14 protein-coding genes, 1 tRNA gene and 1 pseudogene are annotated in these 17281 nt (G+C 59.6%); 6 read left to right on the forward strand and 10 right to left on the reverse strand.

All coding sequences use genetic code 11. The features are described from left to right. Positions 1-46: 46 nt before the first annotated feature. The 3 genes from QSG27_RS20605 to QSG27_RS20615 are packed head-to-tail and all read right to left on the reverse strand — an operon-like array spanning position 47 to position 2992. Positions 47-880: a pyruvate kinase gene (locus QSG27_RS20605; RefSeq protein ID WP_306709425.1), complete on the reverse strand. Its 834-nt coding sequence runs from the start codon at positions 878-880 to the stop codon at positions 47-49. Between the two features lie 60 nt (positions 881-940). Beyond that, positions 941-2326 carry a B12-binding domain-containing radical SAM protein gene (locus tag QSG27_RS20610; RefSeq protein ID WP_306709426.1) on the reverse strand — a complete coding sequence of 462 codons (1386 nt, stop codon included), beginning with the start codon at positions 2324-2326 and terminating at the stop codon, positions 941-943. Continuing rightward, positions 2327-2992 carry a thymidylate synthase gene (locus QSG27_RS20615; RefSeq protein ID WP_306709427.1) on the reverse strand — a complete coding sequence of 222 codons (666 nt, stop codon included), beginning with the start codon at positions 2990-2992 and terminating at the stop codon, positions 2327-2329. Between the two features lie 1060 nt (positions 2993-4052). On the opposite strand from QSG27_RS20615, the gene QSG27_RS20620 reads away from it, so the two are divergent. Further along, entirely contained in the window at positions 4053-4622 is a 570-nt protein-coding gene (locus QSG27_RS20620) for a tyrosine-type recombinase/integrase (RefSeq protein ID WP_306709428.1), read from the forward strand. A 42-nt stretch (positions 4623-4664) separates the two neighbouring features. On the opposite strand, the gene QSG27_RS20625 is transcribed toward QSG27_RS20620, so the two are convergent. Next, a complete protein-coding gene (locus QSG27_RS20625) occupies positions 4665-6260 on the reverse strand; it encodes a hypothetical protein (protein WP_306709430.1) in 1596 nt (531 codons plus the stop codon). A 98-nt stretch (positions 6261-6358) separates the two neighbouring features. On the opposite strand from QSG27_RS20625, the gene QSG27_RS20630 reads away from it, so the two are divergent. After that, positions 6359-7744, forward strand: coding sequence for a hypothetical protein (locus tag QSG27_RS20630; RefSeq protein WP_306709431.1), 1386 nt, complete (start codon positions 6359-6361; stop codon positions 7742-7744). A 48-nt stretch (positions 7745-7792) separates the two neighbouring features. Here QSG27_RS20630 and QSG27_RS20635 read toward each other — a convergent pair whose 3' ends face one another. Further along, positions 7793-8869 (reverse strand): glycosyltransferase family protein, encoded by a 1077-nt coding sequence (locus QSG27_RS20635; RefSeq protein WP_306709433.1) that lies wholly within the window; start codon positions 8867-8869, stop codon positions 7793-7795. Positions 8870-8879: 10 nt separating this feature from the next. Then, positions 8880-9380, reverse strand: coding sequence for a VUT family protein (locus QSG27_RS20640; protein ID WP_306709435.1), 501 nt, complete (start codon positions 9378-9380; stop codon positions 8880-8882). A gap of 143 nt (positions 9381-9523) precedes the next feature. On the opposite strand from QSG27_RS20640, the gene QSG27_RS20645 reads away from it, so the two are divergent. The 4 genes and pseudogenes from QSG27_RS20645 to QSG27_RS20660 all read left to right on the forward strand — a co-directional run bounded on the left by QSG27_RS20645 (position 9524) and on the right by QSG27_RS20660 (position 14447). Beyond that, positions 9524-10591, forward strand: a complete 1068-nt coding sequence (locus QSG27_RS20645) for a DUF6734 family protein (RefSeq protein ID WP_306709437.1) — start codon at positions 9524-9526, stop codon at positions 10589-10591. Positions 10592-11382: 791 nt separating this feature from the next. Next, positions 11383-12786 carry an AAA family ATPase gene (locus tag QSG27_RS20650; protein WP_306709439.1) on the forward strand — a complete coding sequence of 468 codons (1404 nt, stop codon included), beginning with the start codon at positions 11383-11385 and terminating at the stop codon, positions 12784-12786. Then, positions 12786-13358 (forward strand): hypothetical protein, encoded by a 573-nt coding sequence (locus QSG27_RS20655; protein ID WP_306709441.1) that lies wholly within the window; start codon positions 12786-12788, stop codon positions 13356-13358. The genes QSG27_RS20650 and QSG27_RS20655 overlap by 1 nt, the downstream gene beginning before the upstream one ends. A gap of 253 nt (positions 13359-13611) precedes the next feature. Further along, a pseudogene (locus tag QSG27_RS20660) lies at positions 13612-14447 on the forward strand (IS5 family transposase). A gap of 206 nt (positions 14448-14653) precedes the next feature. Here QSG27_RS20660 and QSG27_RS20665 read toward each other — a convergent pair. The 4 genes from QSG27_RS20665 to QSG27_RS20680 form a co-directional block, all read right to left on the reverse strand. Continuing rightward, positions 14654-15907 (reverse strand): tyrosine-type recombinase/integrase, encoded by a 1254-nt coding sequence (locus QSG27_RS20665; protein WP_306709443.1) that lies wholly within the window; start codon positions 15905-15907, stop codon positions 14654-14656. 342 nt (positions 15908-16249) lie between these two features. After that, a tRNA-Phe gene (locus tag QSG27_RS20670) sits at positions 16250-16325 on the reverse strand. A 98-nt stretch (positions 16326-16423) separates the two neighbouring features. Then, positions 16424-16609, reverse strand: coding sequence for a DNA gyrase inhibitor YacG (gene yacG, locus QSG27_RS20675; RefSeq protein WP_306709444.1), 186 nt, complete (start codon positions 16607-16609; stop codon positions 16424-16426). Positions 16610-16612: 3 nt separating this feature from the next. Continuing rightward, positions 16613-17197: a ribonuclease E/G gene (locus QSG27_RS20680; protein WP_306709446.1), complete on the reverse strand. Its 585-nt coding sequence runs from the start codon at positions 17195-17197 to the stop codon at positions 16613-16615. Positions 17198-17281 lie beyond the last annotated feature (84 nt).

Here is a 17281-nt window from a genome sequence, read left to right on the forward strand (position 1 = left end):
CGCGATGGGGAATCGAATCACGGATTGCCGGCCTTGGGAATCCCTCTCAATGAGTCAGTGGCTCCGCTCGCCGGTATGATTGCGTCGCCACCACGCAGGGTTTGTCCAACTCAAGGGCAATGCTGGTCAAGTGATCTTGGATGGATGGCAATTCTTTCCACGGAGCCGCTAAGCCCAAGTCGCCACGGCCGATCAGAAAACCATCGGCAACAGCTATGATTTCCCGCGCGTTGTGGACGGCCTTCACTGTCTCCATTTTCGCCATGACGCGAGGTTCGAGGGAGTGCCTCGATAGCTCAACTTTTGCATCACGGATGTCATCGGCACAGGTGACCATAGACAGGATCACCCAGTCAGCGGGACATCCTTGTGACGCCATCTTGACCAAGACGTCGATGTCCTCGGTCGTGACTATTCGGTAGCGGATGTCGGTGTCGGGAAACACCAGGCTGTTGCCATTTTTTACGATTCCAGCACCAGACCGACAAGCCGCAGAGAATTGGTCGCCGGAGATGTTGCTGACGGTGAATTCGACGCGGCCATCCAGCATCAGCAGCCTCTGGCCTGGCTTTATGGCCCCGATGACTTCTGTGACCGGCTCGAACTGGATTTCAGCGGTGCCAGCTCCAAATGTCAGGCTGTCGCCCGGGGAAACCTGTCGCTCAGTCCCCATTCTCGCGATCCTGGGGCGGGCAGACGGGAGGTCAGCAGCTAGCGCACACTCCTGGCCGGCGATCCGCTTGGCCTCATAAACCGCTTTTGCTGACCCGATGTGATCTCGGTTCCGATATCCCAGGGGGAGGCGTATCCAGCGGCAACCTGCATGGAGGCCTTCGGCAATGTGCTCGGCGGCTTCGAATGTCGGGCCAATCGTTGCCATGACCGAAAACGACTCCCCAGGGCAGAGGGAGGCGGGCAGGGGCGGTAGGAGGGAATGCAATTAGACCTCTCCCGTGGATACGCTGCCTGAATTGAACACTCTGATGGAGTGCGAAGACAGGGGCGTGGTGTAAACGAACTCTGCGCCGGGCTGGGCCACGTCACTGCTGACATAGCCGGCTGCTTCCAGGCGGTTGACCGTCTCCGCAATAAGGTCGCGATACTGTTCACGAGACATGTAGTCGAAAGTAATGTTGTCGCCCAGCCCGCCGTAGCAGAAGCTGGCAAAATCCTTCGGATCCTTAATGCGGATACCGTGGGCGGAGGGGTTGTTATAATACTCCGTCCCAGGGAACGGTATCAGCTGATGTATCGAGATGTCGTTAGGGCGGGTCTCAAGCATAAGGTCGATGCTCATCCGTTGCTCTTCCAGTGTTCCTGGCAGGCCGAAGATCCATCCAGTTTTGACGCGGATACCTGCACGCTTGGTGGCAGAAATGCCCTGACGGATATTGTTGACTGTGACTCTCTTCCGAGTGCGCTCCAAAATGGCTTCCGAACCACTCTCAACGCCAAAGTAGATCCGCTTGCACCCAGCTTCAGCCATTTTAGCGGTCAGCTCGTCTGTTACGGTGTCAACGCGCATCTGTCCAACCCAGTTCAGGGCAAGTCGGGCATCTTTATATGCATCACAGAACTGGAGGATATTGGAGCGTTTAACCAGGAAAATGTCGTCCGCAAAGAAAACCTCCTTACCGCTAAATCGATTCTGGATCTCCAGGAGTTCGTCGATCACCCGCTGGTAGGGCTGAACAGAAAGCCCTTTGGACAGAATCGTCCCCGAGTAATTGCAGCAGAATGTGCACTTATAGGGGCAGCCCCGCGAGGCCAACAGGGAGTGGTGTTGGTAGCGCGGCAGATTGAATAGGGAGCGATCCACCATGGGCAGGTGCTCAGGGGTGGTGGCAGCTGGCCTAGCGTTGGACTGCACTATACCGCGTTCGGGGTCGAGATAAGTTAATCCAGGGATGTGGGAGAGCGACTGGCGTTGCGCGAGCGCCTCGGCCAGGGCAACGATAACGGACTCCGCTTCACCGACAAGCACAGCGTCGGCACCGTCACGGATTAGGTCGGCGGGGAACAGCGACGCATGAACACCTCCGGCCATAATCGGTGTCCCAGGAATGCGCTCTCGCAATAACTGGATGATGCCGGGGACGTTCGGATAGTTCGGGGTTATCACAGAAAACCCCACGACGTCTGGGCCAAAAGCTTCTGCTGCTGCAACCAGTCCGACGGTGTTCGTCCCCTCGACCAGCTGATCGTGAATAGCAACTTCGTGCCCTGCCTGGGCAAGCACTGTTCCGAGGTAGCCAAGTCCCAGGGGGTATTCGCGATAGGTCTGCTTTGGGCTAAGCGACTTGGGCATCACTAAGAAAATGCGCATTTATTGCCCCTCGGCAGCCAACAAGCGTTCAGCCTCTTCAAGATCCTTAAGGTAAACGTGGGCTGAAACGATACTTCCAACCTGTCGTCCCACGGGAACATCGATAGCGTCAGCGATGCGCTTGGACATAGTTCTGACGGCATAAGAGTCCGCATAGAACTTCATGAGGATGTCCTGGCCTCTCGCAAAATAAGATGTTTCCAGCTTTCCGCCCCTAATCATAAAGTGGACAGCCAAGAGGCAGGGGACTTTCGAACCGTCGCCAGCCAATACAATCGCCGCTCGCTTCGTGGCCGGTTCAGCTCGCAGAAGTGCTATGACGTCCTCAAGGTCGTCTCTGCCGGCGGGGCCGTGTACGAGCTTGCGGTAGCTGTGCCCGAATCTATTCGGCTCATCATTGAAGAATACGGAGATCATATCTTCAATGTGACCTTGATGGGCGCGCCTCCGCAGGATTTTGTCGTGGGACTCGGTGTCTGAAATCTCAAATTGGAGATGAGTCACTTCAATTATTTCATCGTTCTGTCGAACACCTGTATCGACAACATGACGGAGCAACGACAGCCATGCGCGACCAATGCTATCGAATTCGAATACGTTTGCAGGGCATCTATCAGTCATCATTCTCAAAATTTGATTGTGCGCCTGGGCGTAGTGGAGCAGCACCAAACCTCAGTCGAGTTCGAGGTTGATTAGGCGGCCACGGTGGGCAGCTTAAGGACCGGATAATCACTTAGCGGAGCGAAAATTTCCAGTGTAATGTAGGAAACCATGCAGAACCCCTAGGGGCAAGCGGCGTTGGCGACGGCATGCACCCTGGTGTCTTTGGCGGCCATCGCTGGGTACCACACCGCAATTGGCGTAGCTGCGCACATGGCCGGCGCAGGATGTTGACGAGCGCGCCCTTGCTGATCATCACGCCGAACACCTCGGCCATCAGGCGCGCCAAGTGCTCGAAGCCGATGGCCTAGGTGACGTGCAAGTGGATGATGAGCCCACACAGACTGGGTCCGAAGGGCGAGCCGGGCTCCACAGACCGGTCGCAACCGGGGCGGTGAAGCGCCGACGGCAGCACGGGCAGACGCCAGCATGCCAGTGGACCCAAGTCAACGTCGGCTTGAGCAACGGGATATCGATATGGTCGTAGGCGTAGACGTCCAGCTGGTCGGCTGAGCTGAGAGCATGGGCGCAGCGCGGGCAGGCCGCGGCCAACGCATCGACAGTCGTGTCGGCGCCTCCGCCAAAGCCCGCGCCACGCCCGGATGCCCTTTGTGCCGTTTGCCCGAGCCCGGCGACCGGCTGGCCTTGTGCCCCTTGGACGGCGGCAGCGACGAATTGTCCGGTGTTTTTGGAGGCTGCCTGAGTTTGGTCTCCAGTTCCTCAATGCGCCGCGTTCGTCCTGTCAACGTCTTTCCACCCGGACGCTCAGCGGGCTCCCGCTCGTACTTTCCACCTGCGCCTTCCAGAGGGGGTGAGCAGCTGCGCTACCACCAGCCCTTACGATTGTTCTTAATGATCATTTTGTCGGCTGCATAAATCTTGAGCAGTAATCGGCAAGGGGATTCTGAATGCATGTTCTGCACTCCCAAAAAACCTCACAAAACACTGCTTTTATGAGGTTTGCGCTGAAAGCCGCGGTGTTCCTTGGGTTCTCTCTTGGGTTGATTGGCGCGTCTTCGGAAAACATAATGTCTTGTGCGCATTGACCACGCACAATGAGGTTATGATGAAACAGGCGCGGGTGCTGACGGACGCGGAGCAGAAGCGGTTGCTGGCCGTGGTCGCGCAGGGGCGGCACGCCGCCCGCAACCGAATGGCCGTCATGCTGTCCTATCTCGCGGGCCTGCGGGTCGGAGAGATCGCGGCCCTGAGTTGGGGGGACGTACTGGACGGCAGCGGTGCCGTGCGCGAACAGGTCCGCCTCAGCGCGGAGATCACGAAGGGCGGTCATGCCCGCGTAGTGTTCGTCAACAACCGGCTGCGGAAGGAGATCGAACGCTACCGCAGCGGCCTAGGCGACGCGGCGAAGCCGGAACGCCCACTGCTGCTGACGCAGAAGCGGACGGCCTTCAGTGCCAACACGCTGTGCCAGTTGATGGGGCAGTTGTACGAGCAAGCGGGGCTGGATGGGGCGACCTCCCACAGCGGGCGGCGTTGGTTCATCACCCGGCTCGCCCACAGCGGCATCAGCCCCAAGGTCATCATGACCCTGGCCGGTCACAAGCACCTGACCACCACCCAGCGTTACATCGAGGTCAATGACGAACTGATGCGGGCGGCGGTCGATATCTTGTAACGAATGGCTTTCCAAGCCGATGCGGGGTTGCAGTTGCCCCCTTTACACAGGGCACTCCAGAGACTTCGCCGTTTCGGCGTAGACCAAGTCGGTGCTGATGTGGAGGGGGAGAAGCGCCTGAAACGGGTTGCCGTCGAAATCATGGCGAAGCAACAGCGCCGCGTGGGAAACGCCCTCCGCCGAATCGACCAACCAGCCTTGCAGGTCCACGCCGTAGGGGATCACGGCCTCGCACAACCGATTGAAATCCCGCAGGCCAAGATAACGGTCCTTGGGAAGCTGGGGATCATCGGCCATTGAGAAGAGATCAAAGGCCACACCCAGCACGCCCAGGGGAGCACCCCGGATGATACCAGACTGCCATTCCAACCCCATCGTCAGGCGCGGACGCCCCTTGCCCGGTCCCTTGGAGGCCGCTGGACCGTTTGATGGCTTCAGCAACCCGGCCTTCAGGGTTTGGTAGGCATCGACGAAATCGACCATCGACTGGTAACGCAGCGCAAAGGGACGGGCCCGCTGCGCCGGTGGACTGCCAACATAGAGCGATGTGCGTCCGTCCAACGCCAGCGGAGCCAACGACACCTCGTCGGTGTTGGCGGCGCTGCTGGTCAGCCGACAGTTGGATGTTCCCGTCGTCGGAGGAAGCAGCGACCATTCGCCGTCCATCCGGAACTGTTCACGGAAGCGAGCTGCGTCCGGTTCCAACAGCGCGTAAAGCGTACCCGGCGTCAGATGCGGAAGCGGGGCGGTAAGAACAAGCTCCGCCCATGGCCCGACATAGTCGCTGGTCGCAGTGAACACACGGCAGTCGGTTGTGCTGTTCGCGATCACAATCCGCCGTTTCCCCGCCACCTTGCCCGGCGGCACGATCCCGTCGAGCAGGTCGACCGCGCGGAACAGGGCGAACAGCGAGCGGTCCATGAGAACGGCGATTTCCGCCTCCACATCCTCCGCGAAGCGCAGAAGCGTGTCTTCGATCCGCTGCTGGTCCTGCTCGACAAACTCGACGATTTGTGCCTGGGTGCCGCCATCGACCCGCACCAGCGCGACGACATAGCCATCCTGAAGGTTGAGCGGGGCCGTCAGCGCGAACGGCGCGGACACGCTGTGACGGCTCAACCGTTCGCGGGCCCGATCCAGGCGATGGCTGCGCATGGCCTCCTTGAGGTCACGCTTTGACGGCTCCGTGAAATGCTTGACCGCCGCGAGGTAAGCCCCTTCAAGCTTGCCGTCGAAGCCATTGAGCCACGTTGAAAACGATGCGCCCTTTTCCAAGACATCGTGGGCGAAATGGAGAACCCGGCTGTATTGGGAGCGCGAGGCCTCTCCCGCCTTGGGAAACGCGATTTTCACAAGCGCGTGATAGGGATTTTCCTGCGCGACCTTGCCCCACCGGACATCCCGGCTTTCAACAAACCCTTTGAGCACCGGCTCTTTGCGATTGTCGGCGCCAACGGTGCGGGTGCGCTGGCTCTCGCCAAACGTGAACAGGGCATCCAAGGCGAGATACAGCTGAGAGCGGGCCGTTTCGGCGGTCGCTTCATACAGGGCGACGGATGTTTCGACGGCTTGGTAAGCCGCCTCCGTCTCCGCCATCACCGCCTTCTTCTTGCTTCCCGACGCGGCTTTCCCTGCCATGGCCTGCCCCCACGGTTCCAATTTCCGTGATTTTTTTAGGGCCTAAAGGTTTCCAATGGGCTAACATCAAAGAGGCCACGATTCACCGAGCCGCCTTGATGTTCACGGACTATTCCAGCCTCCTCGCTGATCGAGCGCTCTATCTTCCCGCCATCAGCGACACCTACGCGGTGTTCGCGCACAGCGGTCAATTCAAGCGCATCACCGCGTTCACCGCGCAGGATCTCAATTTTCTCGATCCTTCGAATCGGCTGTTCTTCTATCCGTGGGCGCTGTTCAGCGCCGGACAAGCAGCCAAAAACAAGTCGGGCGCAAGCCGATCAACAATGGTCAGCGAACGCGACCGGAACCGCACCACCGTTGTCGGCGATAGCGGTGGTTTCCAGATCCTCACCGATAAGATCACCTTCGACGGTGCGGTGACAGCGCGTCGCATGATGCGTTGGTTGGAAGCGAACACCGACTATTCGATGGTCCTGGATTTTCCCACCGGCGGTATCGCCTCCGGTGTCATGGCCAAGCACGCCACTCGGCTGGAGGCGGAGGGGCATGACCTCGCGGCGATGTGTCGGGCCAACGGGCAATCACGCGGTTTCAACGCATGCCTGCGGCAAACCCTCATCAACAACGACCAGTTCGTTGCGGAACGTTCACCCGGAGCGACCAAATTCCTGAACGTGCTCCAGGGGAGGAACGACGCCGAAAGTCGCGTGTGGTTCGACGCCGTCAAGCACTACCCCTTTGAGGGTTGGGCGTTTGCCGGAGCGCATTGCCGCAACCTCAGCCTGATGCTGCGGCGGCTCATCGACATGCGGAACGAAGGGCTGCTCCAGCGCTGCTCCTGGCTGCATGTGCTCGGCCTGTCCACCTTGGAGTTCGCGTGCCTGTTCACCACGCTTCAGCAGGCCATCCGTGAACATGTGAACCCGACCTTTCAGATCAGCTACGACAGCGCCAGCCCGTTCAAGAGCGCGGCATATTTCAATGCCTATCAAGGCTGCACGCTGAGCAAGAACGGGTGGGGCGTGCCGACGATCAACATTGGTGGGGAGGAGAACATCGGCAGCGAGGTGACGCTGTTCGACTTCCTGGCCGAAAAATTCATCGCGGAACGCTGGAAGAAGCAAGGGCCGGGCGACGAACAGAGAATCGGCACGGCGATTTCACGGCATTTGCGGATGGGCGACATCTGCGTTGAAACCGACAACGGCGCGGCGTGGGCCGATGAAAGCGCGCATCTGGTGATGAACCACAACGTCCAGGCCCTCATCGAAGCGATCCGCGCCGCCCATGTTTGCTATTTCGAGCAAGATCAAGACAGGGTTCCGGTTCGGCTCCGGGCCATCCAAAAGATGATCCAGTTGGTGTTCAAGGAACCCAATCCCGATCAATTGATCGAGGAATACCGCCCTTGGCTGGACAACTACGAGCAAGCCGTGGTGGTTGGGCCGGGCTATGAGACCTTCGACGATCAAGCGGTCTGACCCGGCCACCGCCTCCCATCGGAAGCGGTGGCGATAGTATGAGCGCCGTCACAAGCGTTCGCGCGGGGCGAACAGGCGGTCGTAGAAGTTGGTGGCGGTGAAGAACTCGGCCTGCAATCTGGCCGTAGCGGTTGCCAGCACCGTTTCGCTGGTCGGGTTCGACAGCACGTTGCCCAGGCGCTCGATCACCTGCGCCCGATGCGTGCGGTAAGCCTGCCCGCTTTCGGTCCAGGCGCTGGGGTAGAGAAGAGACGACGGATACATCTCCGTGTAGGAAAGCCGATCCGGGGCGACCGGAACCGCACCGCAGAGCAAGCCTTCATAGAGGCTGATCCCCAGCGTTTCTTGCAGATTGGCCGAAAACACCACCCGGCTTTCCGCAAGAAGCTGGTGATACTCCCGCTTCGACAGGGCGCTTTCCTGGCACACGCGGAATTCATGGTTCGGAAACGCCGTGGCGAGATCTCGGAAAATCTCAACCTGCTTTTCGGGCGCGAGCCGGTGCGGAAACAGCACGAGGTCGCGCTTCCCAACGCCGCGATGCGCTGCCAAGGTCTCGCTCAAATACTCCATCGGCCAGCCGGTGCGCAGGATGCGGCGGTCGTCCGCAACCCCGAGCACTCGCTTGAAAAGGTCGATGTGGAACTGCGTGGCGAAGCAATTCACGTCAATCGCATGGAACAGCGCGCGCTCGAAGCTGTGGCTCCACCGCTTGTCCGCCACGTCACGACCAAGGAAGTCCCACGGATCATAGGAACCGGCGTGCCACAGCGCGTGGATTTCCACGGGCACTTTGAGCAAATCCGCCATGTAGCGGATTTGGATGATGCCGGGGTGCCAGGCATCGGTGATGACGAAGCGGTCTCCGGCTTTGACTTCGCCGCATTCAAAGGCGCGGGCAACCGTGATGATCTGGCTGCTCTTGAACCGGTTGGTGGCGGCGAAGTTCAGGAAGGCTCCCGGCGTCGTCACCTGTTCGGCGGCATCACCGCTCACGACGCGAACCCGAACATCACCATACCCTCGATCAAGGGCCGCGCGTTCGAGCTGTCCCGGCAGATGGTCACGCCATTGCCGCGTATACCTCTGCTCGTGCGCTTCGATTTCAAGGAGCCAGATATTCATTATTTGGAACTCATGCCAGGGCAAATTCTGGACGGCGACGTTCACGATGGCGCAGGAAGGCCCAAAAGAGGATGGCCCCGAGCATCTTAGCGATCACGACCAACGCCATGCCCATCCAATTAAAGATGCCGACCATGTGCAGAAAGACGAGCGTGTCAATGGGCACGCTGAATGCTGAGGACAGGAGGATGCGCTGCGATAGAGGCCGCTTGGAGACCGTGTAGACCAGCCAGTCAATGGTCTCCGAGATCAGGAAAGCGGTCATGCTGGCGATGGCCACCTCAGGGGCGGACATGAAGTAGCTGATGATTCCGGCCACCAGCATCGCGGCAAGAACGAAGTGGCCAACTTCCCGTTGGCAGAAATCCCGGAACACGAACACGACCCCAGCGATGAGCATCACGGGCGGAAACATTGCGCCCAGCACCGGCACAAGCGGCACGGCCACGAACAACCAGTTGATCCCGATGATGGAGGCTATGTAGATGAGTGTGGCGGAACCTACCGGCATCGTGCCTCGCTAGAGCTTCGTAAGGTGGAGACGATGCGCAAGATATAACCATGGGGTTGAGCAAGAAAGGGGTTATGCTGAGGGTTAGGAATCTCCTGTATCGGCTTTGGAGATGTCTAATGTGCCTACCAGGGTTTGATTAAGTGAACGGATATAAAGCTAAAGCATCGCGCACCGTCGGCATGGACCGTCAACGGAGACTGATCGAAGCCCAAGAGCGCCACGCCCAATACGACCGCTACAATCAGGACTACGACAAAGCCCCCCTGTGCGCGGGCGCGGTCGGCTGGTCCGGGCTGTATCAGCGTGCCAACCCGATCATGACCTCGACGACGCGACTGGACATGACCGCCGTCTGGTCACTGTGGACCACTCCACTACCGGAGTCCAAGTGGGCGGAGACCCTCAAGATGCTGGCGCTGAGCGTTGAAGTCGCTCGACCGCAGTTCCGGGACTGCGTCTTGGTCACGGATCGCCGGGGACGTCATCTGCTGGTCGATCAGCTTGGGCTTGAATTCGACGCGATCCTTGTGGACCTTGACGGTGAACTGGCCGACCTGTCGCCGCATTGGTGGGCGGCGGGCAAGCTTGCGGCCTATCGGATAATGGCGGAGCGTGGCCGTCCCTTCATCCACATCGACAATGATCTATTCTGGTGGACAGTCCCACCGGGCATTGAGAGCAAGGCCGTTATCGCGCAAAATTTCGAATACACCGACCAGCACAGCGCCCCGGAAAACAACGCCTACGACCTCGACCGCTTCACTACCTTTGCATCACGGCACTGCATTGATCTTCCTCCCGCCTGGAGATGGGCGGAGCAGGAGTTTGGTATGCACCGGCGTGCCGTCAACTGCGGGGTTTTCGGCGGCAACGATAGCGCGTTTATCAAGAATTACGCTACTCAGGCGCTCAGCTTAATCACCCGCACCCCGTTCCGATCCTTCTACGACGAAGCTGCACCGCGCCGTGGCGACGCCTGCGTGTTCGAGCAATGGTTCCTCGACGCGCTCGCTTGCTTCCACGGCATTGACGTGTTCGTCGTCTATGACAGCCTGGAAGCGGCGCACGACGTCACGGTGACGGATATGACGCATCTGCTGGGGCCGAACAGTAAGACCGCCCCGGAGAATGTTCGGGCTGTTGATGCCATCTTGGCACGGGATTATCCGGCGATTTGGGGGCGCCCATGTCGACTGAAAGGAAAATGAGACGCCGTGTGGTAAAGTGTTTTGATGGATGTGCTGGGCATACGCTGCCGGAATTTGATTCGAGAATCCACGCTCTGTACTTCAGGGCTACATATGAGGCTTGTCGGACGCCTGCCGGTGCGGCATCCGCAGGGTCCGGATATTCAGGCAGGCATCCAACAACCCTTAACAGGAGCCGCCCTTTGGATATGGCAACTCCTGCCCCACAGCGGGCGATCCGAAAAGACATTCCCGACCGCGACGTAAACAACCAGACGGACCTATCCATTTGGACAAAAAAGTTGTAACCCTTCCGCAAGAGGATAATCGTAAGCGCTTCAGCCGAAGAATCGTTGAATGGCAGATCATAATGCTTTTACCGGTCAGCTCCGTTTGAGCCAGAAAAATCGCTCATAGGCCACGGATTTCCACATGATGTGCTGCCCTGCAATCTGCGCCCAGCCATCGCCGGCGACGTCGTGCACAACCGGCGAGTGGACCGCTCGCTAGATAGCGGTCTGAAAGGCTTTAAGTGCCGGATTGGCTGAAGAATCATCTAACGCTATATAGCGTGAGCACGGCGGTTCTGGTACCCGGCAACACGATTGATCAGTGAGAATTCTGAATGGATAAGGGCTGTCAAGTTCGAGACCAGTTCATCGAACGCCAATGCAGGCTTTCCCACCGTTTCGTGCACATCGCGGCGCCCAGTCTCGGAGCCGACAGAGAACACTAGTACTCGCACGGTCGCAACTGCACGCAAAGGCATGCGCTGGAGGCGTGGGTCCAATTGGAAAAGGAGATTGGGACTGATGCACTTCTACTTCAACAAGCTGGGCTTGCTTGATCAGGTCGATCTGGAGCTTGCTGACCTCACGCTGATCTGTGGAGAAAACAATACCGGCAAAACCTATGCCACCTATGCGATTTATGGTTTTATGCGCAGTTGGCGACAGATCCTCCGTGTGGTTCTCGAAGACGAAATCGACGATTTACTCAAAGACGCCAACCAGTACCGCATCGACATAGTGCAGATGTTTGACGGAAAGGTGGATAGCTACCTGCAGCGCATGGGTGAGCTTTACATCATGGGCCTTCCACGTGCGTTTGCCACTGAAAACAATGTGTTTGAGAACACGGTTTGTGTGCCACGCACCTGCCGAGCGACCGACATTACAGCGCAATCCTACCAGCGCACGGTGCAAGCCGGTGCCAGTGGAAAAGTGCTGGCCACACTCAAGAAGGATGCGGGGAGCAATTTACTCGATGTGCTGGTAGCGGATACGGACGTGCTACAGCGCCCGTTCGGCAACCTAACCGCGTTCATTGCCGATGCCATTGCCGACATTGTGTTCGCACAGCACCTTCCACGCATGCACATCGCTAGTGCCGAACGAACTGGGGCGGCCATCTTCCGCAAGGAACTGGACATGGCCCGTACGCGCATGCTCAAGGCCATCAACCAGATCGACTCTAAGGAGCTTAAGCGGAATCCGTTCAAAATTCTGCAGGAAATCGATACCGGTTACGCTTGGCCGGTGGAAGACAACGTTGATTTTGTGCGACAACTCGAAGACATCGATAAGCTTACCGGCGAATTGGCCGCCGATCATCCCGAACTGGTGGAAGTGTTCGATGCTATTATTGGCGGCAGCTATAAGGTCGTGAAGCAGCAGCTGGTGTTTCAGGCAAAAGGGACAGGCAAGCAACGATTTACTATGAACGAGGCCTCAAGTGGAATTCGGGCCTTGCTGGATGTAGGATTCTACCTACGCTGTAAGGCGCGTGCAGGCGATCTGTTCATTATTGATGAACCTGAATTGAATCTGCATCCCAAGAACCAGCGCGCCTTTGCTCGCTTGGTGGCGCGGATGGTGAATGCGGGCATCAAGGTGTTCATCACCACCCACAGCGATTATTTGGTCAAGGAACTCAACACCTTGATTATGCTGAACCAGGGTACTGAGCATACCCGCTCGGTGCAGCAGGAGTATGGCTATGATGACGCCGAACTGCTCGACCCGGCCAGGGTACGGCTCTACATGACGTGTGTAACCACAAAGCCTGCGACGGGTATAGGCCGACGCAGCAAGATCAGAACGCTGAAGCTGGCCAAGATTTACTGTGATCGGGGCATTGAGGTAGAAACCTTCGATGACACGATTGAGACCATGAACACCATCCAGGGCAAAATCCTGTATGGGGGCGAGTTCTAATGACCCTAAGTGCGGAATCTGAAAAACTGCTGGGATCGCTGTCGTGCTGCAGCTACCGCGGAGACCAGCATACCCATATACTGGTCGAGGAGAACGACCCTCTCGCTAAACTCAAAAAAGTTACCCTCAATGCTCCGAAGGGTAATTGGTTCAGCATCAACCCCGATAAAGGGCGCCGCAAAGAGGCCTTGATGTCGCCTCTGTTGGCGGTCGGTCAAGCGCATGATCATCACAGAGCCTGCGACTGCGTAGTGCTTATTTGGCGCGATGGGAAACTCGTGGCGCTCTACATCGATCTGAAATCCGGCAATCCTGTGGGTTACTCCGGGCAATTTAAGAGCACCCGGCAGTTCGTGCGCTACGCCTTAGGTTTGTTGGAGGAGTTTTACGGTTTTCAGCTCGCGTTGGCCGAAGAGCGTTACGTCGTCCTCTATGGCGGAAAGCGAGCACTGATCAACAAAACGCCTACTGTGCCCAAGCGGGAGGGGATTGGGAAGACAGAGCCAAACAAGCCTTACAAGCGGGAAGTGCCTAACCCTTGCCAACTTTATCTCAAAGAGTTATTGGCGTAACCCACTATCAAGAAGGGTGAGTGTTTTTTTAAGGTTTAGGGCGCGGATCGGAACCGGTCTGGGGTCAGGGCGGATCAACAGCCTCAGCGCGCCAGACCGAAGTATTGCTGAATGTCAGGCATGCCTGTTCATCGCTCCAGACCTGCTCTTCCGATCCTGGCCCATAGCTGACGTAGCTCAGATCCCGTCCGAGAAGAAGTTGAATCGGATGAATCGGTTGTGATTCAAAGGAGCCTCCATGAAGGGGGCGAGGATGTGGACACCGGAGCAACGAGACCGACACGATCGCAGCGGGCTGCGCTACCCGAGTGATTTGAGCGATGAGGAGTGGCGGCTCATCGAACCGCTGATCCCGCCGGCGCGGCGGGGTGGCCGGCACCGCAGCGTCGATCTTCGGGCGGTGCTGAACGGCGTGTTGTACGTGCTGGAGACGGGCTGCCAATAGCGTCACCTGCCCAAGGACCTGCCGCCCCGGAGCACGGTGCATGGCTATTTACACCTGTGGGCCTGGGACGGCACGCTGGAGCGCATCCATCACGACCTCTACCAGCGGGTTCGCGAGCGGGAAGGCCGCCAGGCCAGTCCGACCGCCGCCGTGGTGGACAGCCAAAGCGTCCGCGCGGCGGAAAAGGGGGGCCTGCGGCGGACCCGGTCGGCTACGACGCGGGCAAGAAGATCAAGGGCGTCAAGTACCACATCCTCGTCGACACGCTCGGCCTGCTCCTGAACGTCGCCGTTCACCGCGCCGACATCCAGGACCGCGACGGCACCGCCCTGGTCCTGGACAAGGCAACCCGCGCGCTGTTCCCCTTCATCCAGGTGGTCTTCGCCGACGGCGGCTACCAGGGGGAGGTCGCGGCCACCAAGGTGGCCGACGCCGGCGACTGGCGGTTGGAGATCGTCAAGCGCTCCGATCAGGCCAAGGGCTTTGTCGTGCTCCCGAAGCGGTGGCTGGTCGAGCGAACACTGTCATGGCTCACCCGATGCCGCCGTTTGGTACGCCATTACGAACTCTACCTCCGAACCTCCGTCGCTTTCATCCGCATCGCCATGATCCGCCTGATGCTCCGCCGCCTCTCTCGGAAATAATCTTTCAGGACAGACTCTAATGTCAAAAGCTGCGCCCATACACTTCGCGCGCAAAACTGAGTATCAATGAGCTACGGCTGTAAAATCCGCACAGCCGTAGCGTTTCGCCAGATGGGCTACCAGCGTAGCAACTCCCTCCACAACGCGGCCAGCGCGCTTCCTACGCGCGCCAGGAGCCTGTCGAGCGGCACGATAGGCCCCTCCCATCAGATTGATGCGGACAACTTCCATTCGGGCCGCAGGTGGTCCTTCATCAACTCCAGCTTCACGTCAGCGTAGAAGCGGTGGATCATGTCGCTGCTCGTGCCGGTGTTGCGGGCCAGGATGAAGATGTCCACCCCGGCGATGAGCTGCTGGCTGATGTAGAAGTGCCGGAACGAATAGGACGTGCGGCGGACACCACGATGGTCGGTCAGCAGGTCGCATGCCTTCAGCAGTTCGGCAAGGCTCTTCTTCACGCTGTCGAGCCGATTCCCGGCCGTCGTGGCGAAGACCGGGTCAGCGTCGAGCGGATCGCGCTTCATGGCTCGAACCCAGAGCATCCACAAGGTGTCGAACCATGGCAGGGCGGCTTCCTGGGGAACGAAGGTGCGAGCCTTGCCCTTGCCACGGACCCGAAGGCGAATGTCGCGGTCACGTAGAGGCTTGTTGCGCCCCTCCCGGTAACCCAGCACATCCCCCCAGTTCAGCCCCTTCAATTCCGTCGGCCGGCAGCCCGTGAATGCGGCGATCATCATGTAGGCATGCAGGATAGCCCGATCCCTCCGAACGTGCTCATTGAGCTTCGGATCGCTCATACGGGCCATCGAGATTTCGACCAGCCGGCCGAACTCGTCGGCGCTGAAGCTGGGGCGAGGCACGTCGGGTGCCTTCACCACCTCGACCTCGGGAATGGCCGCCTGCTTGATGTAGCCTTGCTTTGCAGCGAATCGGAGAAGCATGCGGAGGAGCACCGCTTCGTTTCGCTGGCGGGATAGAGTAGGGGGACCGCGCTTGGTGATGGGGCGGCGGATTTGCCGGCCAGCGCGCTCGTAGGTGATGAACGCGATGTCGCGGCCCGGTCCCTTGGTCCAGTAGTCCTTGCGCCATTCCGTGTAGGCGTCGATGTCGCGGTCGGTGATGCTGTCCATCGCCCAGTCGCCGAAATAGCCCACCATGTAGCGCCGGATGATGCCGGGGAATTTCTCCCCCTGTTCCTTCTTACGCTCGCCGCGCTCAACCTCACGCTCGACCTTGGCGATGAACTCCTCGGCCACGTCGGCAAAGGTCTTCACCCTGGCGGTCAGGCCGTTCTCGGTGCGGTAGAGCGCCTCGTAGTAGGCCTTGCGTGCCCGCTGGTTCGCCTCGGCCTCGTCCGTGGTATCGAGGGACTTCCTGATCTGCCCCTGGCCCCTGATGCTGAACCGCACCCACCATTTGCTGCTCCCCGCGCGGCGGAAGAGCTGGAACGGCTCCGACATGCCCCCTCCTGGCGACCGTAACTTCTTGGGTTGCATTGTAGTGTCGCCGTCGCCACTGGTGGAGGCATTCTAGCACAGCGCCTAGCACAGCAGGCTAGGTCACGTGTGTTCAGGAGCGCGCAGATCGTCAAGGGCGCCCATATCGTCGCCCACCTTGGTTCACACTGCTGGGTCGGCTGTGCTGGAATTGTGCTAGCACAGCGGAAAAGGGCGTTTAAGAGATGAGGAAAATCAACAGCTTAGCTGGCGAGGAAAATTGTCCTCTGCGACTGTGCTAGGTCTGTGTTAGGTAAGTTGGGTTTACCTATCGCACCACTAACCCCTTGTTCAAAAAGGGGAAAATGGTGCCCAGGGACGGAGTCGAACCGCCGACACGGGGATTTTCAGTCCCCTGCTCTACCAACTGAGCTACCTGGGCACCGGGGCCGCGGTGGAGACCGCGGCGCGTCGAGGCGCGCTTTGTAGGCAAATTCGCCGGGCCTGTCCAGCCCTAAAATGCAGAATTTTGCCGTCCCCTCACTCCCGCTCGTCCGCCTCCCCGGCGTCCGGGCGGTCGGGGCTTTCGATGCGGTAGACGCCGCCCAGCCAGCGCGACAAATCCACGTCGGCGCAGCGCTTGGAACAGAAGGGCTTCGTCTCCGCCTCCGCCGGACGCCCGCAGATCGGGCAGGCTTTGTCGGCGGGTTTCCGGTTGTCGTTCATCGCTCACTCCTCCGCCGCGGCGGCACGGCCGGAGCCCAACAGATCCATCAGGGCCGTGCCGCGCCGGGCGCGGGTCATCTCCACCAGACCCAGCTTGGACAGGCCATAGACCTGGGTCTGGGCCGGGTCGTCCTCCACCGCGCGGGACAGGGCGGCCAGCAGCCGCTCGGCGTCGCCGCGGTTGCGCATGTTCACGAAATCCACGACGACGATCCCCCCGGCGTTGCGCAAGCGCAGTTGCCGGGCGATCTCCGCCGCCGCTTCCAGATTGACGTCCAGCGGGTTGCCGCGTTCCCCCGCGTTGACGTCCACGACCGTCATGGCCTCGGTCCGTTCGATCACCAGAGACCCGCCGCCGGACAGCGGCACCCGCGTCCCCAGCAGCGTTTCGATTTCAGCGTCGAGGTCGCGCAGGTCGAACAGCCGCTGCCGTCCATCCGGCGGCGCGGCGAGAAGTCGGGCGTCGAACGGCTCGACCCGTTCCTCCAGATCCGGCGCGCGGTCGGCGCACCAGGCGGCAAGGGCGCGGGCCAGCGCCGCATCATCGACGATGATCCGCGACGGGCTGGCCGCCCCATGCTCGATCAGCGCGCGGCGCGGCGGTCATCCCCTCTGGCAGGGCGTCGGGGTAGAGGTCGGCGAACTGTTGGCCGACGCCGTCGAGGCTCCACA

The organism is Azospirillum isscasi, from assembly GCF_030849505.1.
Taxonomy (GTDB): domain Bacteria; phylum Pseudomonadota; class Alphaproteobacteria; order Azospirillales; family Azospirillaceae; genus Azospirillum; species Azospirillum isscasi.

Excerpts from the sequence above, each read along its gene's own strand:
- QSG27_RS20630 (WP_306709431.1), top strand. The coding sequence starts at position 6,359 with ATGTTCACGGACTATTCCAGCCTCCTCGCTGATCGAGCGCTCTATCTT.
- QSG27_RS20650 (WP_306709439.1), top strand. The coding sequence starts at position 11,383 with ATGCACTTCTACTTCAACAAGCTGGGCTTGCTTGATCAGGTCGATCTG.
- QSG27_RS20610 (WP_306709426.1), bottom strand. The coding sequence starts at position 2,326 with ATGCGCATTTTCTTAGTGATGCCCAAGTCGCTTAGCCCAAAGCAGACC.
- QSG27_RS20665 (WP_306709443.1), bottom strand. The coding sequence starts at position 15,907 with ATGTCGGAGCCGTTCCAGCTCTTCCGCCGCGCGGGGAGCAGCAAATGG.
- QSG27_RS20655 (WP_306709441.1), top strand. The coding sequence starts at position 12,786 with ATGACCCTAAGTGCGGAATCTGAAAAACTGCTGGGATCGCTGTCGTGC.
- yacG (WP_306709444.1), bottom strand. The coding sequence starts at position 16,609 with ATGAACGACAACCGGAAACCCGCCGACAAAGCCTGCCCGATCTGCGGG.
- QSG27_RS20625 (WP_306709430.1), bottom strand. The coding sequence starts at position 6,260 with ATGGCAGGGAAAGCCGCGTCGGGAAGCAAGAAGAAGGCGGTGATGGCG.
- QSG27_RS20620 (WP_306709428.1), top strand. The coding sequence starts at position 4,053 with ATGAAACAGGCGCGGGTGCTGACGGACGCGGAGCAGAAGCGGTTGCTG.
- QSG27_RS20605 (WP_306709425.1), bottom strand. The coding sequence starts at position 880 with ATGGCAACGATTGGCCCGACATTCGAAGCCGCCGAGCACATTGCCGAA.
- QSG27_RS20635 (WP_306709433.1), bottom strand. The coding sequence starts at position 8,869 with ATGAATATCTGGCTCCTTGAAATCGAAGCGCACGAGCAGAGGTATACG.
- QSG27_RS20640 (WP_306709435.1), bottom strand. The coding sequence starts at position 9,380 with ATGCCGGTAGGTTCCGCCACACTCATCTACATAGCCTCCATCATCGGG.